At 72.4% G+C, this 24,150-nt stretch carries 22 protein-coding genes; 5 read left to right on the top strand and 17 right to left on the bottom strand.

Translation table 11 applies throughout. The features are described 5' to 3' along the window. Window positions 1-24: 24 nt before the first annotated feature. From AB0I68_RS10130 to AB0I68_RS10100, 7 genes are all read right to left on the bottom strand, one after another. Window positions 25-1,068: a LacI family DNA-binding transcriptional regulator gene (locus AB0I68_RS10130; RefSeq protein WP_363176763.1), complete on the bottom strand. Its 1,044-nt coding sequence runs from the start codon at window positions 1,066-1,068 to the stop codon at window positions 25-27. Window positions 1,069-1,169: 101 nt separating this feature from the next. Continuing rightward, window positions 1,170-1,550 (bottom strand): hypothetical protein, encoded by a 381-nt coding sequence (locus tag AB0I68_RS10125; RefSeq protein ID WP_363176762.1) that lies wholly within the window; start codon window positions 1,548-1,550, stop codon window positions 1,170-1,172. Window positions 1,551-1,569: 19 nt separating this feature from the next. Beyond that, the gene (locus AB0I68_RS10120) at window positions 1,570-2,991 is read right to left on the bottom strand and encodes a glycoside hydrolase family 16 protein (protein ID WP_363176761.1); all 1,422 of its coding nucleotides are present in this window, start codon (window positions 2,989-2,991) and stop codon (window positions 1,570-1,572) included. 242 nt (window positions 2,992-3,233) lie between these two features. After that, entirely contained in the window at window positions 3,234-4,403 is a 1,170-nt protein-coding gene (locus AB0I68_RS10115) for an ABC transporter permease (RefSeq protein ID WP_363176760.1), read from the bottom strand. Next, window positions 4,400-5,971: a sugar ABC transporter ATP-binding protein gene (locus AB0I68_RS10110; RefSeq protein ID WP_363176759.1), complete on the bottom strand. Its 1,572-nt coding sequence runs from the start codon at window positions 5,969-5,971 to the stop codon at window positions 4,400-4,402. The genes AB0I68_RS10115 and AB0I68_RS10110 overlap by 4 nt, the downstream gene beginning before the upstream one ends. Next, on the bottom strand, window positions 5,971-7,020 hold the full coding sequence (locus AB0I68_RS10105) for a substrate-binding domain-containing protein (protein ID WP_363176757.1): 1,050 nt from the start codon (window positions 7,018-7,020) through the stop codon (window positions 5,971-5,973). Before AB0I68_RS10105 ends, AB0I68_RS10110 begins: the two co-directional genes overlap by 1 nt. A gap of 51 nt (window positions 7,021-7,071) precedes the next feature. Beyond that, window positions 7,072-8,598, bottom strand: coding sequence for an NPCBM/NEW2 domain-containing protein (locus AB0I68_RS10100; RefSeq protein WP_363176951.1), 1,527 nt, complete (start codon window positions 8,596-8,598; stop codon window positions 7,072-7,074). Window positions 8,599-9,062: 464 nt separating this feature from the next. On the opposite strand from AB0I68_RS10100, the gene AB0I68_RS10095 reads away from it, so the two are divergent. Together AB0I68_RS10095 and galT are read left to right on the top strand one after the other, a co-directional pair. Then, window positions 9,063-9,887 (top strand): DeoR/GlpR family DNA-binding transcription regulator, encoded by an 825-nt coding sequence (locus AB0I68_RS10095; protein ID WP_363176755.1) that lies wholly within the window; start codon window positions 9,063-9,065, stop codon window positions 9,885-9,887. Next, complete coding sequence (gene galT, locus AB0I68_RS10090; RefSeq protein WP_363176950.1) at window positions 9,884-10,918, top strand: galactose-1-phosphate uridylyltransferase; 1,035 nt, start codon at window positions 9,884-9,886, stop codon at window positions 10,916-10,918. Before AB0I68_RS10095 ends, galT begins: the two co-directional genes overlap by 4 nt. A 37-nt stretch (window positions 10,919-10,955) precedes the next feature. Here the strand turns inward: galT and AB0I68_RS10085 are convergent, their stop codons facing one another. After that, window positions 10,956-11,396 (bottom strand): MarR family transcriptional regulator, encoded by a 441-nt coding sequence (locus AB0I68_RS10085; RefSeq protein WP_363176754.1) that lies wholly within the window; start codon window positions 11,394-11,396, stop codon window positions 10,956-10,958. Between the two features lie 138 nt (window positions 11,397-11,534). Between AB0I68_RS10085 and AB0I68_RS10080 the strand changes: the two genes are divergently transcribed. Further along, window positions 11,535-13,043: an MFS transporter gene (locus AB0I68_RS10080; RefSeq protein WP_363176753.1), complete on the top strand. Its 1,509-nt coding sequence runs from the start codon at window positions 11,535-11,537 to the stop codon at window positions 13,041-13,043. 131 nt (window positions 13,044-13,174) lie between these two features. Here the strand turns inward: AB0I68_RS10080 and AB0I68_RS10075 are convergent, their stop codons facing one another. Together AB0I68_RS10075 and AB0I68_RS10070 are read right to left on the bottom strand one after the other, a co-directional pair. Continuing rightward, entirely contained in the window at window positions 13,175-13,942 is a 768-nt protein-coding gene (locus AB0I68_RS10075) for a hypothetical protein (RefSeq protein WP_363176752.1), read from the bottom strand. Window positions 13,943-14,001: 59 nt separating this feature from the next. Next, entirely contained in the window at window positions 14,002-14,292 is a 291-nt protein-coding gene (locus AB0I68_RS10070) for a hypothetical protein (RefSeq protein ID WP_363176751.1), read from the bottom strand. Window positions 14,293-14,447: 155 nt separating this feature from the next. On the opposite strand from AB0I68_RS10070, the gene AB0I68_RS10065 reads away from it, so the two are divergent. After that, window positions 14,448-15,269, top strand: coding sequence for a lipase family protein (locus AB0I68_RS10065; protein WP_363176750.1), 822 nt, complete (start codon window positions 14,448-14,450; stop codon window positions 15,267-15,269). Between the two features lie 20 nt (window positions 15,270-15,289). Here the strand turns inward: AB0I68_RS10065 and AB0I68_RS10060 are convergent, their stop codons facing one another. The 6 genes from AB0I68_RS10060 to AB0I68_RS10035 form a co-directional block, all read right to left on the bottom strand. Further along, window positions 15,290-15,649 (bottom strand): DUF6204 family protein, encoded by a 360-nt coding sequence (locus AB0I68_RS10060; RefSeq protein ID WP_363176749.1) that lies wholly within the window; start codon window positions 15,647-15,649, stop codon window positions 15,290-15,292. Between the two features lie 286 nt (window positions 15,650-15,935). After that, window positions 15,936-16,235 carry a hypothetical protein gene (locus AB0I68_RS10055; RefSeq protein ID WP_363176748.1) on the bottom strand — a complete coding sequence of 100 codons (300 nt, stop codon included), beginning with the start codon at window positions 16,233-16,235 and terminating at the stop codon, window positions 15,936-15,938. 117 nt (window positions 16,236-16,352) lie between these two features. Beyond that, window positions 16,353-17,234, bottom strand: coding sequence for a pirin family protein (locus AB0I68_RS10050; protein WP_363176747.1), 882 nt, complete (start codon window positions 17,232-17,234; stop codon window positions 16,353-16,355). A 130-nt stretch (window positions 17,235-17,364) separates the two neighbouring features. After that, a complete protein-coding gene (locus tag AB0I68_RS10045) occupies window positions 17,365-18,006 on the bottom strand; it encodes a hypothetical protein (protein WP_363176746.1) in 642 nt (213 codons plus the stop codon). A 120-nt stretch (window positions 18,007-18,126) separates the two neighbouring features. After that, window positions 18,127-20,196 carry an RICIN domain-containing protein gene (locus AB0I68_RS10040; protein WP_363176745.1) on the bottom strand — a complete coding sequence of 690 codons (2,070 nt, stop codon included), beginning with the start codon at window positions 20,194-20,196 and terminating at the stop codon, window positions 18,127-18,129. 262 nt (window positions 20,197-20,458) lie between these two features. Next, a complete protein-coding gene (locus AB0I68_RS10035; protein ID WP_363176744.1) occupies window positions 20,459-21,346 on the bottom strand; it encodes an EamA family transporter in 888 nt (295 codons plus the stop codon). 39 nt (window positions 21,347-21,385) lie between these two features. Here AB0I68_RS10035 and AB0I68_RS10030 point away from each other — a divergent pair, with 39 nt between their 5' ends. Beyond that, entirely contained in the window at window positions 21,386-21,922 is a 537-nt protein-coding gene (locus AB0I68_RS10030) for a MarR family transcriptional regulator (protein ID WP_363176743.1), read from the top strand. Window positions 21,923-21,946: 24 nt separating this feature from the next. Here the strand turns inward: AB0I68_RS10030 and AB0I68_RS10025 are convergent, their stop codons facing one another. Next, window positions 21,947-23,818 carry a galactose oxidase-like domain-containing protein gene (locus tag AB0I68_RS10025; RefSeq protein WP_363176742.1) on the bottom strand — a complete coding sequence of 624 codons (1,872 nt, stop codon included), beginning with the start codon at window positions 23,816-23,818 and terminating at the stop codon, window positions 21,947-21,949. Window positions 23,819-24,150: the final 332 nt, after the last annotated feature.

Genomic DNA, 24,150 nt, shown 5'->3' with positions numbered 1-24,150 from the left:
CCCGCCCCACCCCGGCCCGGCGGATCAGGCGGACGCACGGCGCACCAGCGCCGTCGGAGTGACCACCGAGGCGGGCACGGTGCGCTCGCCCTGCGCCGTGTCGAGGGTGCGCAGCAGCAGCCGGGCCATCAGGCGCCCCATGCCCTCGATGTCCTGGCGCACGGTCGTCAGCGGCGGATCGGCGGTCTCCGCCACCAGTTCGGTATCGTCGAAGCCGACGAGCGCCACGTCCCCGGGCACGGCGAGGCAGCGCTCCCGCAGTACCCGCAGGGCGCCCGTCGCCATCAGGTCGTTCGAGGCGAACACCGCGTCGAGATCCGGGCAGCGCTCCAGCAGCCCGGCCATCGCACGGGCCCCGCCCGCCGCGGTGAAGTCCCCCTCCGCGATCAGCGCCGGATCGGCGTCGAGCAGCACGTCCCGGTAGCCGTCGAGCCGGTCCACCGCCGAGGTCTGGTCCAGCGGGCCCGCGATGTGCGCGATCCGCCGCCGGCCCTGTTCCAGCAGGTACCGCACGGCCTCGCGGGCGCCGCCGCGGTTGTCCGCGTCGACGTACGCGACACCGCCGTGCTCCCCCGGCCCGGCGGTCCAGCCCGGCCGGCCGCCGTAGACCGTGGGCATGCCGATGCGGCGGGTGATCGCGGGCAGCGGGTCGTCGGTGTGCAGCGAGAAGGCGAGCGCCCCGTCGACATGGCCGCCGGCCAGGTAGCGCTCGATGCGGTCGTAGTCCCCCCGGTCCTCCACCAGCAGCAGGACCAGCTGCGTGTCGTGCGCGGTCAGCTCCTTGCTGATGCCGCGGACCTGGCGGGAGAAGAACGGGTCGGAGAAGATCCGGATCTCCGGCTCGGCGATGATCACCGCGACGGCCCCGGTGCGCCGCGTGACCAGGGTGCGGGCCGCGGGATTCGGCACGTACCCGAGCTCACGGACGGCCTCGCGGACCTTCTCCACCAGATGCGCGCGGACGCCCTCGCCGCCGTTGACGACACGGGACGCGGTGGCCCGGGAGACCCCGGCGCGCTCCGCCACGGCCTCCAGCGTGGGGCGGTGACCGGGAAGCTGTTCGGGCACGGGCGCTCCTCCTGCGTGTCCGGGGGCTGTTGGCTCGCCGGACAGCAGGGTAACCCGTACCGCCGGGGGCCTGAGAGCGCTCCCGGCGGTACGGTCGGCGGTCACCGGTGAAGTGCGGTGTGTCGTGGAGCGGTCCGTCCTTCTCGTACGTGGACCAGTACTCGAGGGTGAAGCCGCAGGCCAGACCGCCGACGGTCTGCTGCCGGGCCGTTGTCCGCCATCCGGAAGTTCTGCCGGCCCGGCCCCCCGCCCGGCAGGTAGTGGACGTCCACCGGCGCGGCCGGGGTGGCCGGCGTGAACCGGATCTGCGCCGGGCCGGCGCCCTGGGCGGTGACGCCCTGCTTGTAGTCGGCCGCGCCGGCGGCGGCCCGGGTCGGGGCCGGCGCGAACAGGACGGCCCCCACCAGGGCGATCAGCGCGGCCAGCACGGTCAGCGGGAGGAGGCTGCGGTGGCGCGGCGGGAGCGGTTGCCGTGTGTTCATGAACGCCTCCTCGGTCCCGTCAGTGGCCGAAGTCGAACCAGTTGACGTTCACGTAGTCGGCGCTCTGGCCGCTGGTGAAGGTCAGGTAGACGTCGTGCGTGCCGGTGACGGCGCTGATGTTCGCCGGAACGGTCCTCCAGCTCTGCCAGCCGCCGGTGTTCGCGACCGAGAAACTGCCGATCGGCGGGCCGGTGCGGCTGTCCAGCCGGACCTCGACGAGCCCGCTGACCCCGCCGGCCGCCCCGCAGGCGACCCGTCCGTAGAACTGCCTCGCCGCACTGGAGCCGAAGTCGACCCCCTTGTACAGGGCCCAGTCGCCGTTGGCGATCGTGCTCACGTTCCGGCCGCCGCCGGTGTCGGTGGTGGTCTCCGTGGCCAGCCCGGCCTGGCCGTCGTACGACTCGGCCTCGATGGCGCTGTACGCGTCGCGGCTGCCGGACGGGGGTGTGGTGGGCGGCGTGGTCGGGGGCGTGGTCGGCGGGGTCGTGCCGCCCGTCGACCGGAGTACGGACACGTAGTCGACGACCATCGCGTTGCCGGGCTGGGTGCCCGCGTCGGGACCGCCGCCGAAGGCGTCCGGGAAGCCGCCGCCCATGGCGACGTTCAGGATGATGAAGTAGCCGTGGTTCGTGGCGTTGGTCCAGGTGGCGGTGTCCACCTGATTCGCCCGCACGGTGTGGAAGTTGACCCCGTCGAGGTAGAAGCGCATCTCCTCCACGGCGGTGGACCGGTCCCACTCCACCGCGTACGTGTGGAAGCCGCCCTGGCAGGTGGTGCCGGTGCAGACGCGCTGACCGCCGATGCCGGACGTCTCGTTGCACGGGCCGCCCGGGCTCGTGCCGCAGTGCATCGTGGCCCACTCGTTGTTGATGCCCTGGACGTTCTCCATGATGTCGAGCTCACCGATGCCGGGCCAGTTCCACCAGTTGCCGCGGTAGGGCGCGCCGAGCATCCAGAACGCCGGCCAGTAGCCCTTCGCGGCCGCTCCCGTGACGTTCGGCATCTGGATCCGGGCCTCGGTGCGCAGCTTCCCGCCCGCCTCGGGCTGGAAATCGGCACGCCGGGTCTCGATGCGGCCGGAGGTCCAGTTGCCGGCGGCGTCCCTGCGCGGGGTGATCCGCAGGTTCCCGGCGCCGTCGAGGGAGACGTTGTCGGTGCTCGCGGTCATCGTCTCGACCTCGCCCGTACCGAAGTTGGCGGGTCCGCCGGGGTAGCCGGTGCCGGTGGTGTACTGCCAGTCGGCGGTGTTCACGCCGGAGCCGGCGGCCCCGTTGAAATCGTCCAGGAACACCTGGGACCAGCCCGCCGGGGGCGGGGGAGCGGCGGCGCTGGCGGGCAGGGTGACCACGGCCGCGGCCGCTGCGGCCACGGCCATCGTGCTGAGCGCGGCGATGACGGCCCGCCGGACGGACGACCGCTTTCCACTGGATGAGTGACGCATGGATGCCCTCTCTGAGGCGCCGTGAGGCGCAGTGCGGGGGGAGGCGCGGCCGGAGCTTCGGTGGGGTCGGGAGCCGCTCCGTGAGAGCGCTCTCAGGCAGCGCCGCTGGACACTGTGCTCCCCGCCTCTGCGGGCGTCAAGACTTTGAACCGGGAAAGGGCGTCCACGCGCCGGGAGTTCATTGGTTGAACGAGGTGGACGGCGGGCCGTGGGGACGCGGCCCGCCGTCGCATGACTCGCCGTCAGGTGGGCAGCCCCACGGCCCGCTCCCCGGCACGCCGCTTCTGGATCACCACGGCGACCACGAGCAGGGCGCCCTGGGCGACGTTCTGCCAGAACGGGTTGACGCCCTGCACGGTCAGGCCGTTGTCCAGTGCGCCGAGCAGGGTGATGGCGAGCAGGGTGCCGCCGACCCCGCCCTTGCCGCCCGCCAGGAGGCAGCCGCCGAGGGCGGCGGCCGTGATCGCCTTCAGCTCGAGGCCCTCGCTGCCGGAAACGGGGTGGCCGAACCCGGTCCGGGCGGTCAGCAGGACGCCGGCGACCGCGGCGACCACCCCTGCCAGGCCGTAGACGGCGATCAGGTACTTGTTGATGTCGATCCCGGCCAGCCGGGCGGCGGTGTCGTTGCCGCCGATGGCGTAGATGTTGCGGCCGATGTCGGTCGACTTGAGCAGCAGGTGGATGGCGAGGGTGACCACGGCGAGCACCCACAGCAGCACGGGGATTCCCGCGATCGCACCGTTCGCGAGGAAGACGAAGACGTCGTCGTTGCTGACGTACCCCTGCGCCGCGCCCTTGGACAGCAGCTGGGCGACCCCCTTGTACGCGGCAAGGGTCGCCAGCGTCGCGATGACCGGGTTGACCCGGCCGAAGACGATGACCGCGCCGTTGAGGAGTCCGGCCAGCAGCCCCGCGCCGAGCGCGGCGGCGACGGCGAGCAGGGCGCTCCCGCCGGTGGAGGTGAAGACCATGGCGGAGACCACGGAGGCCACGCCGACCTGGGAGCCGACGGAGATGTCCAGCGCGCCGCAGATGATCACCACGGTCTGGACGAGGGCGAGCAGCCCGGAGATGGTCACCGCGTCGCCGATGACCTTGATGTTGGCCCACGTGAGATAGGCGGGGTTGAGCCAGCCGAAGAGGGCCAGCACCAGCACCAGGGCGCCGATCAGGCTGAGGTTCTGGCCGCCGACGGCGCCGAGGAGCGAGCCGATCCGCTGCCCGGGGCCCGCCGCCGGCCCGCCTTGGCCGGCGGCGCCCGGGGTGCCGCGCGGATCGGACGCCTCGGCAGACTTCGCGCCGGCCGTGCCGCCGGCCGTGCCGTCAGGCGTGCTGTCGGTCGTGCCGTCGGACATCCCGCCGGCAGCGCCGTCGGGCATGCCGCCTCCCGCGGTCGCCGTGTTCGCGTTCACTTGGCTCCTCCGTTGCCCGTCGCCGTCGTGGTCAGGTCGTCGGCCATCGCCAGGGCGAGGACGGCCTCCTCGGTGGCCTCGGCCCGGTCGAGCTCGCCGGTGATCCTGCCGCCCTGCATCACCAGCACCCGGTCGGCCAGCCCCAACACCTCCGGCAGCTCGGAGGAGATGACCAGGAGCGCCACCCCGGCTTCGGCGAGGTCCGCGATGATCCGGTAGATCTCGGCCTTCGCACCGACGTCGATGCCACGGGTGGGTTCGTCGAGGATCAGCACGGCCGGCCGCCGGGCCAGCCAGCGGGCGAGCACCACCTTCTGCTGGTTGCCGCCGGAGAGCGTGCGTACCTCCCGCTCCACGGACGGGGTGCGCACCCTCAGCCGGCCGGTGTACTCCCGGGCGAGCTCCTGTTCGGCCGCCCGGCGCACGAAGCGCAGGCGGCGCAGCCGGTCCAGCACGACGAGCGCGATGTTGTCGCGGACCGACCGGTCGAGGAACAGCGCCTGCGCCTTGCGCTCCTCGGGGGCGAGGCCGATGCCCGCGCGGATGGCGTCGGACGGCCGGCGCAGCCGCAGCTCCTCGCCCCGCACCGAGACCGTTCCACGGCGCAGCGGGAGGTCGCCGATCAGCGCGCGGGCCAGTTCGGAGCGCCCGGCGCCGACCAGCCCGGCCAGGGCCACCACCTCACCCGCCCGGACCTGGAGGCTGATTCCGCGCACGTCGTCGGTGGTGACCTCGCGTACGTCCAGGACGACCCGGTCGGTGGCCACGTGCGGGCGGGCGAGACCCCTCCGGGTGACGGACAGGTCCCGGCCGACCATCATCCGTACGATGTCCCCCTCGTCCGTGACAGCGGCGTCCTTGACGCCGACGAGTGCCCCGTCGCGCAGGACGGCCACCCGGTCGGCCAGCCGGAAGATCTCCTGCATGCGGTGGGACACGTAGATGACGGCGAGGCCCTGCCCGCGCAGTCTGCGGATCAGTGCGAACAGGGCCTCCACCTCGTGCTCGGAGAGGGAGGAGGTGGGCTCGTCGAAGGCCACCACCTTCGCCTTCCCGGTCAACGCCCGCAGGATCTCGACCAGTTGGCGCTGGGCCGGAGTGAGGAGGATGCCCGGGGTGTCCGCGTCGAGGACGTGTGCGAAGCCGATCCGGACCAGGTCCTCCCGGAGCCGGTGGCGCAGGGCCGCCCGGTCGAAGCGGCGGCCGGCGCGGGTCGGCAGGGCGCCGAGGTAGACGTTCTCGGCGACCGTGAGGTGCGGGACGATCTCCGGCTCCTGGGGGATGAGCCGGACGCCGGCCGCCCGGGCGTCGGCCGGGGAGCGGAGCCGTACCTCGCTGCCGTCGACGTGGACCGTGCCGGAGTCGGCCGGGTGGTCACCGCAGACGATCTTCAGCAGGGTGGACTTGCCGGCGCCGTTCTCGCCCATCAGCGCGGTGACCGAGCCCGCCGGGAAGTCCAGACTGATGTCGCGCAGGGCCGGGACCCCGGCGAAGCTCTTGGCGACGCGGGCCACGCGCAGTCCGGCGGCAGGCGGGACCCCGGTTGCCGGGGCGGCGGCGGGGGCCATCACTTGCAGCCGAATCCGGCGTCCCGCCAGGTGCCCGCATCGACCATCCGGGTCGGGGCGAAGGCCTCGGGGGCGAACTCCGTACCGTTCTTGAGCCGGTCGTACATCGCCTGGACGGCCAGTTTGCCCACCTCGTCGCCGGGGATGTAGAGCGCGGCCTTCATCCCGTTGTCGGCGCCCGCCTGCCAGTCCTTGCAGGCCAGATAGGCGCCGAGGCCGACACCGACGATGTCCGCGCCCTTGACGCCCGCGTTGTTCAGTCCCTTGACCGCGCCGGAGACGTTCTCGTCGTTGCAGCCCATGACCACCCAGTGCTTGACGCCCTGGTTGGCCGTCACCGTCGCCTCGACCTTGGCCTGCGCGCCCGCCGGGGTGTTGTCCGTACCGAGCTCGATCGTCTGGACCTCGGGGCCGCCGGCCTCCTTCCACGCGGCCTTGGCCCCGTTGATCCGGTCCGTGCAGACGGTGGTGTCCTGCTTCCACGCGTAGACGATCCGGGTGTCCGCGGGGCTCCAGCCCGCCGTCGCGAATTCGGCCGCGGCCCGCTTCCCGACCTCGCCGCCCATCTGGACCCCCGAGAAGCCCACGCGTGCCACCAGATCGGCCTTGCCGCACGTCGCGGGCTTGGGCCCGCTGACGCACACCTGGTCGTCGGAGGTGAGCAGGGGGATCCCCGCCTTCCCGGCCTCGGCGGCGACCTGTGGGCCGACGGCCGACTCCGGCACGACGATGATGATGCCCGAGTTCTTCTGCGCGATCGCCGACTTGACCTCGGTGATGGTCTTCGAGGCGTCGTTGCCGAGGTTGACGACGGTGAGCTTGATGCCCAGCTCGTCGGCCTTCTTCCTGGCGCCCGCGGCCTCGGAGACGAAGTACTCCTGGTCGCCCTGCTTCTGCAGGTACGCGATGGATATCGGGCCGTCCGCCTTCTTGCCCGTTCCCGTTCCCGCTCCCGGGGCGGGCTTGCCGGAGGAGCAGGCCCCCAGGGTGAGCGCCAGCGCGAGGGCGCCGGTCGCGGCGGCGCCGCGGCGATACCGGATCATGGACATGTACGAGTGCTCCCTCATCGGGCCGGTTCGGCAGGTCGCCAGGTCAGCGGGTCAGTTGCAGGTGAGCCGGGGCGCTGCCCAGTCCGCGTGGTCGTAGTCGATGCCGTTGCCGCCGTCGGTGACGACGAGCCTCAGCGTCTGGCCGCCGGTCAGGTCGGCGGTGAGCTTCCTGGCCGCGTCCGCCGTGGTGACGACACCGCTGTCCGCGACCTTGGTGGTGTCCCGGTAGATCTGGAAGGCGACCGCCCCGGTGAAGGCGCTCTCGTCGTCGACGCCGACGTCCACGGTCAGGCCGGTGCACCTGCCGCCGAGGTGGTAGGTCACGGTGCTGGGCGCATGGACGCCCAGGCCCTTGGCGTACGTGGCGCCGCCCACGGTCAGCGTCCTGCCGTCGCCGGCCGCCTTCTCGCCGTTGCTCCGGTCCTTCTCCACCGGGCCCCAGCCGCTGCTCACACCGGTCCAGGGCAGGTCGGACAGGTGGGACGTACCGGCGGGCGGAAGCGGCGCCGGCCCCGGGGTGATCCGGTAGACGACGGTGGCGTGCGGCGCGACCGAAGCGCTGATGATGCCGCCGGTGTTGGTCGAGGCGGCCTTGGTCCACAGCTCCTTGAGGGCGTAGGGGGCACGGTTGCCGATGCCGAGGGCGTCCGTCCCGACGGAGATCGTGGCGGTGGAACCGGTCTCGTTGGTCAGGGACACCGCCCGGTCGCCGTTCGCCAGCTCCTTGGCCATCACCACCAGGCCGCCCGAGTCGCTGACCACGGTGCCCTGCTTGCCGAGGCTGTCCTGGTCCAGGGCGATGACATCGGGGTTGGAGAGGATGTCGAAGGTCTCGGCCGTCGCCTTGCGCAGGTCGCTGCCGATCAGCAGCGGCGCCGCCATCATGGACCAGAGGGTGAAGTGGGTGCGGTACTCGGTGGCGGTCATCCCGCCGTTGCCGACCTCGAGCATGTCCGGGTCGTTCCACTGGCCGGGACCCGCGTACGGCGCGAGCGACTGGTTCTTGTGCGCGATCCCGATCATCGAGGACCAGCTGTCGCCGATGTCCCCGGTGGTGCGCCACAGATGGCCGACGCTCGACGCCCATGTCCACGGCTGGTTCTGGCCCCACTCGCACAGCGAGAAGACGATGGGACGGCCGGTCTTCTTCAGCGCGTTGGCCATGTCCGTGTACCGCTTCTTCGCGTCCACGCCCTGGTTGTTGCAGTTGTCGTACTTGAGGTAGTCGACGCCGAAGGAGGCGAAGAGGTCGGCGTCCTGCTGCTCGTGGCCGAGGCCGCCGGGGAAGCCCGCGGTGTCGCAGGTCTTTGTTCCGGCGCTGGTGTAGATGCCGAACTTCAGCCCCTTGGAGTGCACGTAGTCCGCGAGCGCCTTGATCCCGCCGGGGAAGCGGACCGGGTCGGCGACGAGGTCGCCCGAGGCGTTGCGGTTCGGCAGGGCCCAGCAGTCGTCGAGGTTGACGTACTGGTAGCCGGCGGCCTTGAGTCCCTTGGCGACGAACAGGTCGGCGATGCCCTTGACCATCGCCTCGTTGAACTCGGCCCTGCAGTGGGTGGAGTTCCAGTTGTTGAACCCCATGGGCGGGGTCAGCGCCTGGCCGTCGGCCACGGCCGCGGCGGGGGAGGCGCCCGCGACCACGGCCGTACCGGCCAGCGCGGCGGCCCCCGCCGCCGGGGCCAGCAGGGGCAGGGCCGCGAGCACCGCGGTCAGGCGGCGGGCGACGGCGCTTCGTAACGTGTGCACAGACGGCTCCTGGGGGGAGTGGGGCCCGGAGAATCCGGGAGAGCGTGTGCGGAAATGCGCCCTGACGGTGCGTCGGTTCCCGCAGAAGTCCTCAGGAACGAACGGACTTCAACGGGAAGGCCCACATCACACGGCAGCCGCAGGGACATGTCAAGACAGTGGACTGCGTCGATCCGCCGTCGTTTCAGCGGGCACCCGCCCCCAGCTGCGCCTTTGTTGAGGTCTGTTGACTTCTGTTCGTTCCGTCAGGATGCTTCTGCTGACCGGGGACACGGGTACCCCAGGAGAGGAACCGCCGCATGGCCGATCCCGGCAGTCTGCTGGCCCATCAGCGCCGCGCCCTCATCCTCGAAGAGGTCCGCCGGCGCGGCGGGGTGCGTGTGAACGAGCTGACCCGCTCCCTGAACGTCTCCGACATGACCGTCCGCCGCGACCTGGACGCCCTCGCCCGCGAGGGCCTGCTGCGCAAGGTGCACGGCGGCGCGGTGCCCGGCGACGAAGCCAGCAGCCACGAGCCCGGGTTCGAGGCCAAGTCGGAGTGGGAGACTGCGGCGAAGCACGCCATCGCCAAGGCGGCGGCCGCCCTCGTGGCGCCGGGCTCGGCCATCGCCCTGTCCGCCGGGACCACGACGCACGCGCTGGCCCGGGAGCTCACCGAGGTCGCCGAGCTGACGGTGGTCACCAACTCGGTCCGCACGGCCGAGGTCTTCGAGGCCGCCCGCCGGACCGGCAGCGCCGGGAGCACCGCCACCGTGATCCTCACCGGCGGCATCCGGACCCCGTCGGACGCCCTCGTCGGGCCCATCGCCGACCAGGCCATCCGGTCCCTGCACGTCGATCTGCTCTTCCTCGGCTGCCACGGCCTGGGCGCCACCACCGGGCTGACCACACCCAACCTCGCCGAAGCGGAGACCAACCGGGCCTTCCTCCGCTCCGCGCGGCGTACCGCGCTCCTCGCCGACCGCACCAAGTGGTCGACCGTGGGGCTCACCACCTTCGCGGCTCTCGAGGAGGTCGACGTACTGGTCACCGACTCCGTTCCGCAGGAGGAGGCCACCTCGGTCACCGAGCGGGTCGGCGAAGTACTGCTGGCCGCCGCTCCGGCGCAGGAGCGCCCGTGGTGAGGAAGACCCGTACGACCCTGTCCGACGGGCGGGCGCTGATCTACTACGACGCCGAGGCCGCCGCCGCAGAACCCCTGCGCGACCACGCCGACTCCCGCGGCCTGCCGCCCACCGCGATGTCCGCCGAGCGGCGCCACGACCGGCTCCTCGACGAGTGGGTGGTGATCGCCTCGCACCGCCAGGGCCGCACCCATCTGCCGCCCGCGGACCAGTGCCCGCTCTGCCCGTCGGCCCCGGGCCGCCCCACCGAGATACCGGCCCCCGACTACCAGGTCGCCGTCTTCGAGAACCGCTTCCCCGCCCTGTCCGGACCGGGCGGCGGCCGCTGCGAGGTCGTCTGCTTCAGCCCCGACCACGAGGCCTCGTACGCCGACCTCGGCCCGGCGCAGGTCCGCACGGTCCTCGCGGCCCTGGCCGACCGCACCGCCGAACTCGCCGGGCTCCCCGGCGTGGAACAGGTCTACTGCTTCGAGAACCGCGGCCCCGAGATCGGTGTCACGCTCGCCCACCCGCACGGCCAGGTCTACGCGCTGCCCGTCCTCACCCCGCGCACCCGGCGCATGCTGGACACCGTCTCCCGCCACCACGAGGCCACCGGGCGCAACCTCTTCGACGAGGTCCGCGACGAGGCGCTGGCCGACGGCCGCCGGGTCGTGGCCGCGGGGGAGCACTGGAGCGCCTTCGTACCGGAGGCCGCGCGCTGGCCGTACGAGGTGCACCTCTACCCGAACCGGCGCGTCCCCGACCTGCCCGCCCTGACCGAGGCCGAGCAGGCCGAGCTGGCCGGCCTCCACCTGGATCTGCTGGGCCGCTTCGACCGGCTCTTCCCCACCCCGGCCCCGTACATCTCGGCCTGGCACCAGGCCCCCGTACGGACCGGCCGGGACCTGTACGCACTCCACCTGGAGCTGTTCACCACCCGGCGGGCCGCCGACAAGCTCAAGTACCTGGCCGGAACCGAGTCCGGAATGGGCCAGTTCATCAACGACATCACCCCCGAGCGGGCGGCCGCGGCGCTGCGCGAGGTCTGACGGCCGGAACCGGGCGGCGGCGCGAGCCGCCCGTCCGTCAGGCGTCCTTCTCCATGGCCGGGCGCAGCCGCTCCAGCAGGGCGTAGAGCGTCGCGCTCTCGGTCGCGTCGAGGGTGTCGAGTGCGTTGTGCGTGGCCTGCATCTCCTCGCGGACCCGCCGGATGATCTCGCGGCCCGCGTCCGTCGCCACCACGTTCTTGACGCGGCGGTCGGCGGGGTCGGGCTCGCGGCGCACCAGCTCACGGGCCTCCAGGCGGTCCACGATGCCGGTGACGTTCGATGCGTCGCACACCAGGAGGGTGGCGAGGCCGCGCATCGGCAGCGGGCCGTTGAGCTGCGCGAGGACGCGGGCCTGCGTGGAGGTGAGCCCGTAGTGGGCCGCCGCGGCCGCGAAATCACGCCACTGGGCGGTTCCGATGGCGGCGAGCAGTTCCAGGAGCTGGAGCTTGGTGGGGGCGTGGGGGGTGGTGGCGCTCATGCCTCGAGCGTACTCAGGTTGGTTGACATTATCAATTGTTTACTTGACCACTTTAACTATTGACGTCTACCGTCTACGGAGTTACTTGACGACATCAAACATCTGCGATCTGAAGCACTTAAGAAGGTCCTGCCAGACATGAGCACCGCCGCCCCCACCCCCGCCGAGGCCAAGACCAGGAACGAGACGGTCATCGTCTTCGCCCTGAGCCTTGCCGCCATGGTCGTGTCGATGATGCAGACCCTGCCGGTCCCGATCCTGGGCCTCATCCGCACCGACCTGGGCACCTCGACCGCCAACGTGAGCTGGGTGACCACCGCCACGCTGCTGTCCGCCGCCGTCTTCACCCCGCTGCTCGGCCGCTTCGGCGACCAGCATGGCAAGAAGCCCACGCTGGTGGCCGTCCTCGGCGTCATGGTCGTCGGTTCCGTCATCGCCGCCGTCGCGACCTCGCTTCCGCTGCTGATCCTGGGCCGCGTCCTCCAGGGCGCCGCCACCGCGATCTTCCCGCTCGCCCTCTCGGTGCTGCGCGAGGAAGTCCGCCCGCAGAAGCTCCCCGGGGCGATGGCCCTGGTCAGCGGCACCCTCGCCTTCGGCAGCGGCCTGGCGCTCGTCGCCACCGGCCTGCTCACCTCCGGCTCCGACGCCGACTACCGCAACGCGTTCTGGATGGCGACCGGCTTCGCGACCCTCGCCCTGCTCGCCGTCGCCTTCCTGGTCCCCGCGACCCGGCACAAGACCGGCGGCCGCACCGACTTCCTCGGCGCGCTGACCCTCGGCATCACCCTCCTGCTGCTCCTGCTGCCCATCTCGCAGGGCCACGAGTGGGGCTGGACCTCCGGCCGTACGCTGGGCAGCTTCGCCGGCGCCGCCGTCATGACCGCCGTGTGGGTCTTCACCGAGCTCAAGGTCAGCGAGCCGCTCGTGGACATGCGGATGTTCGTCCACCGCCCGGTGCTCATGGCCAACCTGGCCGGCATCCTCGTCGGCTTCGGCATGTTCGCGAACTTCCTGGGCGTCTCGTACCTCGTCCAGATGCCGGAGAAGCTCACCGGCTACGGGTTCGACGCGTCCATCCTGCGTGCCTCCGTGCAGTTCCTGCTGCCCGGCGCGATCGTCTCGCTGCTCGCCTCGCCCGTCGGCGGCCAGCTGGTCCGCCACCGCGGCCCGCGCGTGGCCCTCGGCCTGGCCGCCGTACTCGGCGCCGTGGGCTTCGGCTGGCTCGCGCTCGACCACCAGCACAGCTTCTCGGTGATCGGCGCCGGCCTGGTCGTCGGCGCGGCCGTCAGCTTCGGCTACGCGGCCATGCCCGCCGTCATCATGGCGAGCGTCCCGCACCACCAGAGCGGCATCGCCAACGGCATCAACTCGATCTCCCGCTCCACCGGCAGCGCGATCGGCAGCGCCATCGTCACCACGATCCTGGCCTCGAAGACCATCGAGCACCTGCCCGCCGGCGTCCCGGCCCTGCCCGCCGAGTCCGGCTTCACCCTCACCTTCTGGATCGGGGCCGTCGCCTTCGCCCTGGTCGCGGTCATCAGCTGGATCGGCCTGCGCGGAGCGCACGGACCGCGCACCGTCGAGGTGAGCACGCCCGCCGCCGCGAAGGTGACGGAGCCGGAGCCGGAGCCGGCCGAAACCGTCTGACCGGCCCTTCGAGGGGACGGCACCGCTCGCGGATGCCGTCCCCTCGCGTGCGTGCGGTCCGGTTCGTGGACAGCGGAGGCCGCCGCCCAGTGGTGCGGCGAGCCCTGGACCAGCACGCGAGGAGTGACCCGCTACGAAGGCGGCGCCGAGGAGCCCTTGGCGAACTTCTCCCACTGGCCCGTGACGATCTCCTGCGGCACCCCGCCGAAGTCCTTCGTGTCGATGACGTCGGACCGGAAGGCGAGCGTCACGGACCCGGAGCGGACCAGCGTGAGGTACTTGTACAGCGAGATGCCCGGGTCCTTCACGTCCTGCGTCACGATGCGGTACGCGCGCGCCTCGTCGCCCAGCACCGGAGCCCGGACCGGCTCCACCCTGACGACCTTCGCCTCGGCGAGCGCACGGTCCTCCGTGTAGCCGCCGGCGCACCGGCCGCCCGCCTCCGCCAGCGACTTCACCGCGGCGGCCGCGGCGCCGGCGTCCCGGTACGAGCGCAGCAGGATCTCGGTGCCCACCCACCCCTGGAACTGCCCCGGGCCGCTCACCTTCGCGTAGGCCTGAGCCGTGTGGCCGGCCTTGCCGAGACTGGTCAGCGGCTGGCAGGCCACCGGCCGGGCCTCGTAGAGCTCGCTCATCGGCTCGTCGAGCAGCGGCTCACCGACCTCGTACGGGCCGAACTTCTCGCCGGTCGCGACGGCGAGCTCCTTCAGCCGCTCCGCGCCCGGCCCCGGCGTACCGCCCGGGCTCGCCACGGCGCTGCCGGTCGGAGCACCGGCCGCGGCGCCCCCGGCCGCCTTCCCCGGGCCGCTGCATCCGGCCGCGCCCGCCAGCAGTGCGGCGGTGCCGATGACGACCCCTGCCGCGCGCCGGAACCGCTTCTTGTTCCCCACCCCGTGCATGCGGTGCCGTCCCCCGAGATCGTGTCGAAAGGCGATTCTCGCAGGACGCGGCGGCTGCCTCAGGCCCGGGCGAAGGCGTGCAGGTCCCCGTTGAGGCGGCCCGCGCGGGTCGCGAACAGCCCGTGGCCGGCGTACGCGTACACGTGCAGTCGCGCGCCCGGGATCAGCTCGGCCGCGCGGCGGCCGGTCAGCTCCAGCGGAGCGGACGCGTCGTCCGAGCCGTGGACGACCAGCACCGGGCAGTCGATCTTCACCAGCTCCGGTACGAGGTTCAGGTCCGCCACCAGATCTCCCATCGCCGCCCCCGCCCGCGCCGTCGCCCCGTGGCCGCGCTCCACCACGGAGGCCACGTACGCATCCGACACCCGAGGGCCCGGCAGGTGCCGGGCCCGCCGTTCGGGCGAACCCCGCGCGCGTCAGGCCGCCGGGCGCGGGCGTAGGCGGTACGACGGAGTCCCGGTTGACCGGCACAGCGCCGTCGGCCGCTGCGTGAAAGGGGAGAACAGTGCCGGCTCCGACCACGTTCGATCACCAAGCCCGCGACTACAGCCCGCAGCTCGCCTACTGGATGGCGCGGGCGGCGGCGCTGGCCTACCAGGACGAGGCCCGTATCGACGCCGAGGCGCGCGCGTGGGGCTTCGACCAGGTGCGCCACCACCGCACCCGGTTCACCCCGCCCTTCCCGCTCGAGGACACCCAGGCCTACACGATGGCCGGTGACCACATGATCGTCGTCGCGTTCCGCGGTACCGAACCCGTGCAGCTGAAGGACTGGCTCTCCGACGTCACCACGCCGCCGTGGCCGGGACCGGCCGGGACGGGGTACGTCCACTACGGCTTCGCCGAGGCCCTGCAGTCCGTCTTCCCCGAGATCGCGAAGGGGATCACCGAACTCCGGGACCGCGGCCAGACCGTTTTCCTCAGCGGCCACAGCCTCGGCGGCGCGCTGGCCATGCTCACCGGAGCCCGCCTCCACCTGGAGGACCCGCGGCTGCGCGCCGACGGTGTCTACACGTACGGCCAGCCCCGCACCTGCGACCGGATGCTGGCGAAGGCCTACAACACCGCGTTCGCCAAGCGCATGTACCGCTTCGTCAACAACAACGACATCGTGCCGCAGCTCCCGCCGGAGCCGGTGTTCCACCACGTCGACGCCCTGCGCTACATCGATGCGGACGGCAGGCTGCGCGAGGCGATGCCGATGCTGCAGTCGCTGGGCGACCGGGCGAAGGGGCTGACGGCGGACCTGTTCGCCCCCGCGAGCGACGGGGTCAGGGACCACTCGATCGTCCGCTACGTCGGCGCACTGGAGAAGAACCTCCCCTGACGGTCCTCGGGTGCCGTGCGTCAGGCGTTGCCGCGGGCGGCCGCCTGGCGCTGGCGCTTGCTCAACGGGGCCAGCGAGAGGTCCTGGGCCCGGGAGGTGAGGCGCTTGAAACCGTAGCCGCGCTCGGTCAGCCAGCTCTCGGCCGCCAGCTCGGCGCGGGCCGTCGCGTCGAGGATGTCCTCCTCGGCCTCGCCCGAGTCGAGGAAGCGGAAGGTGAAGAACGGGCCGAAGGCCAGGTCGTACGCGAGGTGGCCCCCGGCGGTGTACACCGCGTGCAGGACGTCGTGCTCCGGCGCGGCGGCGAGCAGCTCGGCGTGCTGATCGGCGGTGAGGGCGTCGAAGGAGCCGCGGACGGTGATCCGGAAGGTGCGAGTGCTCATCCCGGCAGCCTAGACAGCAGGCACCGGCCGGCGCACCGGGATTTCCACGGGCGGCGGGGGCGCCTGCGCCCGGCGTGAATACCGACGGGCGAGCCGACGTCGTGCGCCTTCGCGCCCCTCGGCGGCCGTGGCCGGACACCGCGAGGGCAGGCGCCGTTCCGGCCCGGCCGGTCTCCCGCCCAGGGCGTTCCGCTTAGCGGTCGCCGGGCCGGCCGCGCGGCCGTGACCTGCGGGAGTCGTCCGCCGTGCCGCGGACCGCCGCCGCACGCCCCGGGCTACTGGAAAGTCACATGGCGGTCTGCCCCGACCGCCCCCGCCGCGGGGCGGGGCAAGGAACTTCGCCGGAGGCGCGGGCAACGGCGGCCCCCTGCTGCACGGCGGCAGCGGCGGCGGCCTCGAGGCGGAAGGCGGCGGCCAGGGCGGCGGCCCCGTCGGCTCGGGTGTCGCCGGCGGCGGCACCCAGAGCGCCCACGGCGCCGGCAGCCCCAACTCCGCCCAGGGCGGTCCGGGCGCCGCCGGTGGTGGTGGCGGCGGCTACTTCGGCGGCGCGGGCGGCTCCGGCGGCGGGAACCCCGGCACCTTGCACGGCGCCGGCCGGCGGGGGCAGCAGCTTCGCGGCGACGTCCGCGGCCGACGTCCGCTTCGGCCAGTGCCGTTAGCCGTTGAACCCGGCGGGGCCGCCCCCGTCGGGGGCGGCCCTGTCTCAGATGTCGATGTGTCCCATCAGGCCGCGCTGGTAGTCGAGCTGCGCCTGACGGATCTCGGCGGCGGTGTTCATGACGAACGGACCGCTGCGGGCCACGGGCTCGCCGATCGGCTCGCCGGCCAGGACCAGCACCTCGGCCGCATCGCCGGGGGCCTCGACCGTGAACCGCTCCGCATCCCGGCCGAGGATCGCGAGGTGGCCGTCGGGGAGCTGGGCGTCGGGGGTGGCGGCGGCCCCGGACAGCACGTACAGCATGGCGTTGTGCCCGGCCGGGACGGTGAACTCGGCGCGGCCGCCCGCCCTGAGGCGGGCATGCACGACGAGCACCGGGGTGTGGGTCTCGAACGGTCCGGTCACGCCGTGGGTGCTGCCCGTGATCACGGTGAGCTCGGCGCCGCCGTCCTCGGTGGCGACCGTGGGGATGTCGCCGGGGGCGGAGCCGTACTGGACGCGCGGCGGCGTCGCCTTGAGCCGGGCCGGGAGGTTCACCCAGATCTGGAGCAGGTGCTGCGGGCCGCCGTCGGCGAGCAGTCCGGGGGTGGGACGGGCGAGGTGGACGAGCCCCGACCCGGCGGTCAGCCACTGCACCTCGCCGGGGTTCATGACGCGCTTGTGCCCCTCGGAGTCGATGTCCTCCATCGCGCCGTCGATGACGTACTGGATGGTCTCGAATCCGCGGTGGGGGTGCGGCGGCGCGCCCTTGGCCTCACCCGGGCCGAGCACGTGCGGGCCGACCTGGTCGACCATCAGGAACGGGTCGAGCAGCGGCAGTTCGGGCTGCGGGAACGGGCGGCGGACCGGAAAGCCCTCGCCCTCGAAGGTGTGGAAGGGGCGGACGACGCGGGTGGTGGAGCGCACGGCGGCGGTGGTGATGTCCATGTACCGAATGAACGGCACGGCGAATTCCACTGTCAACGCCGACCCGTTTGGCTGTCAGGTCGTACCGACGGCTTCGGCCAACCGCGGGCCGGCCACCGGCCGCCGTGCTCCCGTCAGTCCGGTGCCGGCGTCAGCGCCTGCGGGCTCGGGCGCGGCGCAGCAGCACACCGGCGGCGGCGCCGGCCAGGGCGATCACGACCACACCCGCCGTGGTCCACCACACGGTCCGGTCCTCGTCTTCGCCGGCCGGGGCCGCGGACGGGCCGCTCGCGGGCGACGGGCCTTGCGCCTGCGCGGGGGCCGGCGACGCGGACGACACCGGCGCGGCGGACGCGGCGGACGGCGCGGCTGCGCTCGGTGTGGCAGCGGACGGAGCCGGGTCGACCACCGGTACGGCGATCTCCTTCTCCCCGTGCCCGAGGGACGGGAACCCCACGTCGACGCTGACCTTCCAGGTGCCCGGCGGCAGTACCTCGGCCGTGCTCCAGCCGGTGCGCGTGCCGGCGTCGCGGACCAGCCGCCAGGGCCCCATGGAGCGGGAGCCGTCGGGGCTGGTCGAGTTCACCGTGGCGGCGACCGCCTCCTCGATGGCGTCCCCGTCGTTCTCCCAGGTGATCTCTGTGGTGACGTGGCCTTCCCGCTGCCCCGTGACCACGACCTTGACGGTGTCGCCGTGAGCGTGGGCGGCGGTGGGCACGGCCAGGGCCTGGGCGAGGAACAGGAACAGGAAGCCGAGTCCGGTGCGGACCGGGAAAGCGTGGCGTGTACGCATCGTTGGGTGCTCCTGGTGCGGTGGGATGCGATGAGCTGTGGTGCGGGAGATGAGGGGCGCCGGTGGACGGCCGCGCAGGGCGGCCGTCCACCGGCGGAAGGCGGTTCGGTCTCCGGAAGGTCAGCCGACCTTCTGGACCGTCCACACCTGGGCCGCGCGGCCGTCCGCGCGCTGGAGGTCGAGCAGCCAGTCGCCGTAGTACGGGCGGTTGCTCACGGTCAGGGCGTAGCCGCCGCTGGAGTCCGTGACGGTCACACCGCCGCCGCGGGCGGACAACTTCCACTGCTGCGCGGAGCTGCCGCCGCAGGGCTGCTGCGCGATCCACATGCCGGCGGCAGGGGCGCCGCCCGTCTGCAGGCACTTGCCGGAGACGGCGGACTTGATGCGGACGAGCCCGCCGCCCGCGTCCTCGAAGAGCCACTGCTGCGGGGCGTAGCCGTTGGCGCGGCCTCCGACGAGCACCGTGCCGTCGGCGCTGCGGCCGCCCCACAGCTCGGCGGCCATGCCGGTGCTGCCGTTGCCGAGCGTATAGCGGGTGCCGGGGGTGGTGGTCCCGCCGCCCGCGCCGGTCGTACGGAAGGTCGTGGCCGTGCCGGCTCCGCTGTCACGGCCGGAGCCGTCGCGGACCGAGACGGCGACCTTGTACTCCGTGCCGGGCTGGAGGTTGTAGATGCGCAGTGCCTGGGACTGGACCCAGGTCAGGTGCTTGCCGTTCAGCAGGACCTGGTACCAGGCGGCGCCGTCGACCTTCGGCCAGCTCACCACGACGGAGTTCGACTGGATCTGCCCGGCCGTCACCTTCGGGCCGCCGGTGGGCTGCTTCGTCGGGGTCGGGGTGGGCTTCGCCGTGGGGGTGGGCTTGGGGTTCGGACCGGGGTCCGTGCCGTCGCTGCCGTTGGCGCGCATCAGGAACTGGTTGTTGGCGATGTTCCAGTGCGTGGCCAGGTAGCTGCCCGGCTTGGGATTGGTGTGGAAGTAGTCGTCGTGGTTGCAGTCCAGGATGTTCTCGGCCGCCTGGTTGGAGCACATGATGCGCATCTGCGGGTAGTACGGGGTGTCCGAGTAGCACATGACGTCGTACTCGTCCGTGCAGTGCGCGCCGCGGCTGGTGTTGGGGGCGCTGTTGTTGACCGCGCCGAGGTTGTGGCCGAGTTCGTGCGCCGCGGTGTGGCCGCCCCAGCAGCCGGAGTCCGTACGGCCGTAGGAGGGGCCGAAGTTGCTCTGGTTGTCCTGGCCGGGCCGCTCGTCACCCGCGAAGGTGCCGATGCCGCAGTAGACCTGGGTGTCCGCGAAGATCATGTACTTGCGGTCGCGGCGGTTGAGGCCCTTGCCGGCGAGCGCGTTGTTGGTCGCGCTGAACTCGGAGAGCTCGGAGGCCGAAAGCTCGATGTTGAGCACCGTCGGCGTGCAGTCCGCGGCCGTGACGAAGCGGATGTGGCGGATGCCGCCGGTCTCCTGGGCGCTCGTCGAGTAGATGAGGTCGGCGTCGGCCGCCCACTTGTGGAACGAGGCGACGTACTCGGAGTACCGGTCGCGGTCGGAGCCGTGGACGTACACGACCTGGACGCGGTTTCCGGTGCTGCCGTCACCGTCGCACTGGACGGTCTGGCCGGCGGGGCCGGCGGCGACCGCCTGGCTGCTGCCGGACGCAGCGGGCTTGGGCGCCGCGGAAGGGGCGGCCTTGGCGGACTGGGCGTCGGCGGCGGGCGCGTCCTGAGGACGCCCGCTGCCTTCGGCTGCGGCCGCTTCGCCGGCCTCGGGCTTCGCCGGGTCGGCCGCCGGGGCAGTCGTCTTGACGACGGGGGCGATGTCGGCCTTGATGTCGACGTCCTTGGGCGGGGCGTCAGGGCCGTGCGTGCAGAGCCCGGCCTCCGTGCGGTAGACGCCGACGCAACGGTCGCCCTTCGGCGCAGCCTTGAGGCCGTCGAAGACCATGCCCTTGGCGGTCTCGTTGGCGGGCTCGCCCACGATGGGCGCCGGCTCCGCGTCATGGGCCGGTGCGGCGGCCTGCACGAAGGTGTCCGCGGCCGCTTCGGCCTCTGCGGACGTCCCCGCCTGGGCGTTGTCCCCGAGCCCGGAGTAGGCCAGGCCCCCCGCAATCACCGCCGCCGTGGCCATGGCGGCGGTGAGGAGTATCAACCGGCGCGGTTTGCGTCGGTGTTCGCGCTGCTTCCTGCGATGTCTAGTCATGCGCACCTCAAATCCTTGGTCGGAGGAGTGGGTTCGCGGAAGCCTGCCAGACCGGCGCGGTGGAGAATTCGGACAAACGGGAATGGCCCTCGAGATATCAGACTGTTACCTGCTGGTTGGATTTGATGAACCGTCAAGTCACTTAAAAATTGGCCCAGTTACACGCGTAGGCCGTTAATGGTCCAGGCCTTTTCGGGGATGTCGTTATCAAATCGAGATATATGGTGAACCCTTGTTGACGGTAATTCAGTCAGGGATTCACCTAATTGCTACCTGCCGAATTCCCCTCGTCACGAGCGGTGAGGAATCCTCCCCTCCGCCCGAGGAGGATGCCCGTCAGGGTCAGCAGGAGCCCGCAGGTCTGCTGGAGGGTGAGCGTCTCCCCGGCGATCGCCGTGCCCAACAGGACGCCCGTGACGGGATTCAGCAGCCCCAGCAGGCCGACCGTCGCGGCCGGCAGTCGCCGCAGGCCCGCGAACCAGGCCGCGAAGGCCAGTGCCGTTGCGACGACCGTGACATAGGCGAATCCGAGCAGCGCGGGACCGTCGAGGGCCGGCGGAGAACCCTCCACGGCGGCGGCGAACGGCAGCAGCAGAATTCCGCCGCCCAGCAACTGCCATGCCGTCGACGCGAGCACCTCGACCTCCGTGCTCCACCGCTTGGCGAGGATGTAGCCGAGCGAGGACATCGCCATGGCGGCCACGGAAGCCAGCACGCCGAGGGTGTCCATCGGCACCGTCCCGGTGAGCAGCATCAGAGACACCCCGGCCACGCCGAGTCCGGCGCCGGCCAGCTGGCGCGGGCCCGGCCGTTCGGCGATCAGTGCCCAGGCGAACAGCATCATCACCAGTGGCGCGGTCGCCATGACGGTCGAGGCCGCGCTCGTCGGCAGCCGCTGCGCGGAGACGTAGACGAGCGCGAAGAACCCGCCCATGTTGAGGAAGCCGAGCAGCAGGGACTTCCACCACCAGGATCCGGCGGGCAGCTTCCGGCGGATGGCCAGGAGGAGCAGCCCGGCGGGCAGTGCCCGGAAGGCCGCTCCGTACAGCGGGTGGTCGGCGGGCAGGAACTCCCGGGTGACGTAGTAGTTCGTGCCCCACGCGATCGGTGCGATCGCCGTGACCAGCGACCACCGTAGATTAGCTTCCATGGAAGATATAATACCTTCCGTGGAAGCTATACTGGTGGGGTGAAGCAGGAACCGTATGAAACGCAAGCGGGAGCGCCCGCCGACCACGTCGCCCGCATCCAGGCCGAGTGGGCTCGCGAACGCCCCGACGTGGACGTCGCCCCGCAGGGCGTGATCGGGCGGCTGCACCGGCTCGGGCTGCTGCTGACGGACCGCCTCTGCCTCGTCTACCGCCGCTACGGCCTGAGCGAGGGGGAGTTCGACGTACTCGCCGCCCTGCGCCGCGCGGGCGAACCGTACGAGCGGGCGCCCGGCGAACTGGCCGCGCACACCATGGTGACGACGGGCGCGATGACCAAGCGGATCGACCGGCTCGAACGGGACGGCCTCGTCGCGCGCCGCCGTTCGGCCGCCGACGGCCGTGGGCGCGTGGTCGCGCTCACCCCGGCGGGGCGCGAGCTGATCGACCGGGCGTTCACCGAGCACATGGAGAACGAGCGGAGCCTGCTCGCGGGTCTGACCCCGCAGGAGGCCGCGCAGTTGGAGGCGCTCCTCACCGCCTGGCTGGCCCGGGTCGAGCCGCCGCCCGCGCCCTGACCCGCCGAGCGGGGGACCGGCACGTCACCGGCGGCCGCCGAGCTTGACCCACTTCGCCGCGCTCGGGACCCCTTTCCCGTCGAGCAGGAACAGCATGTAGTACCCGGGCGGGGCGTCGGCCGCGCTCGGCGGTGTCCGCAGCCCGATCGCCGTACCGCGTACGCCGGTGACCGGGAGTTCCAGGTGGCGCTGGCTGGTGTTCACCGCATGGGTGACGGTGGTCGGCGCCAGGAGCACGGCCCGGGTGACCCGGGCCGCCGTGGAACTGCGCACCTCGAAGCCCGCCCCGTAGCCCAGCTCGCCCCCCGGCGCCCGGTCGAGGGCCGGCCGGCTGCCCCGGTGCAGGTACGCGGGTTCGTAGAGCTCGATGCTGCCGTCCATCTCGTCCCCGATGTCGGGGTCGTTGGCGATCTGCTGGAGCTCGTCGCCGGTGACCATCATCCGGCCGTCCGGCAGCACCAGGGCGTTGGAGTGGTACCCGCGGGGGAGCCGCTGCGCCGGTCCGAGCCGCCAGCGGCCCTGTGCATCGCGCAGTTCGATCTGCCGGTACGAGAGATCGGCCTGCGGATTGAACGGCCCGTGCCCGTAATCCCGGGTGTCCAGGGCGCCGTTGACCGTCAGCAGCGTCCCGTCCGGCAGGATCAGCGTGTCGTCCTGGGTGCGGCCGAAGGCCCGCGGCTGCTCGGTGGTCCACCGGCCGCCGGACAGCCGGTAGGTGTTCGGGTCGTGCGGATCGCCGCCGAGTACCAGCACGGAGTCGGGGCCGCGGAACCCGGCCGGCAGCGGCACGGCCGAGCCGTAGCCGCGGAAGTCGGCCGGCCGCCGGGGCAGATCGGTCCGGGTCTCCTTGACCGGGTCGAACAGCCACTGCTGATCGGCGTCCCGGCCGAGGCCGTAGATCATGCCGTCGCGCAGCGAGAACAGGTGCGGATAGTCGTTGCGGAACGGGGCGTCGGCCCGGAGCCGCTCGGAGGTCAGGTCGACCGGGATGTCGTACGTCCGCCAGGGCACGGGATGGCGCAGCGCGGGGAAGCGCTCCACGACCGGGGTGGGCGTGCCCGTACCCCGTTCGGACTGGCCGGACATGATGATCTGCCGCCCGTCCGCCCCCGTCACGACGGAGGGGTACCAGCGGCCGACGGACATGTCCTGGTTGCGGAACCAGGTCTCGGTCCACGGGTCGAAGACGAAGGACAGCTTGGCTCCGCTGCCGCCCTTGCCGCCGGTGTTGCCGCCGAAGACCCCGACCATGCCGTTGGGCAGGAAGGCGTGCCCCGCGCAGAAGAACGGCGCCGGGCGCGGTGCGTACGTACCGTCGGGCATCAGGACGGTCGGGGGCTCCACCTTCTTGAACGCCCGCGCCCCGGTGCCCCGGGCCGGGTCCCACAGGAACGCGCGGCCCGCGTTCGTCCGGCCGATCCTGTCGGTGGGCCCCGTCTCCTTGGTGGGGTTGACCTCCACGCGCTCGAAGGAGAAGAGCAGCACCTTGCCAGTGGGCAGCAGGGCGGTGTGGACGCCGAAGTCGGGGGACGGGAAGAACTCCGTGAACCGGCCGGACTGCGCTGCGGAGAAGCCGCTGTTGGTCTGCTGCTGCGAGGCCTTGAGGGAGGCCAGGCTCTCGGTCCGCTTCGACTGCGGGTACTCCTTGGGGCCCTTGACCGCGATCCGCCGCTGTGCGTGCGCGCGGGCGTGCTCCTCGCCGAGTACGGCGGCTTCGTCGGCGTCCCCTTCGACCCGGTCGGTGCCTGCGTCGGTGTGGTGGTGTCCCGGCGGGGATTCGTGTCCCGGCGCCGCGGTGGCGGCGGGCGGAGCGGTCACGGCCAGGGACGTGAGAGCGGCGGCCACGGCCACGCATGCGGACAGCACGGCGGAGCGCCGTGCGAGCGGACCGGGCATGGGCTCTCCTCCGTCGGCGAAGTATCCACCATATGAGAAATGGGGGATTAGGTGCGAAATAACACGGTTTAGGTGGGTGAGGGTGTGTCACATGGGCCATTCGGCTGCCCGATCCGGCCGAATCGTTTCTCCGGCGAACCGGGCCGTCCTACCGCGTGAGGCGGCGTACCCGGTGAGGCCCCGCGGCCGCCCGCGGCGGCTGTCCATGGCGACGTGATCAAGTCACTTCGCACCGCTCGCACCGCTCGCACCGCTCGCACCGCTCGCACCGCTCGCACCGCTCGCACCGCTCGCACCGCTCGCACCGCTCGCACCGCTCGCACCGCTCGCAC

This window comes from Streptomyces sp. NPDC050448 (genome assembly GCF_040655295.1).
GTDB lineage: Bacteria > Actinomycetota > Actinomycetes > Streptomycetales > Streptomycetaceae > Streptomyces.
This window is presented reverse-complemented; position numbering and strand designations above follow the sequence as displayed.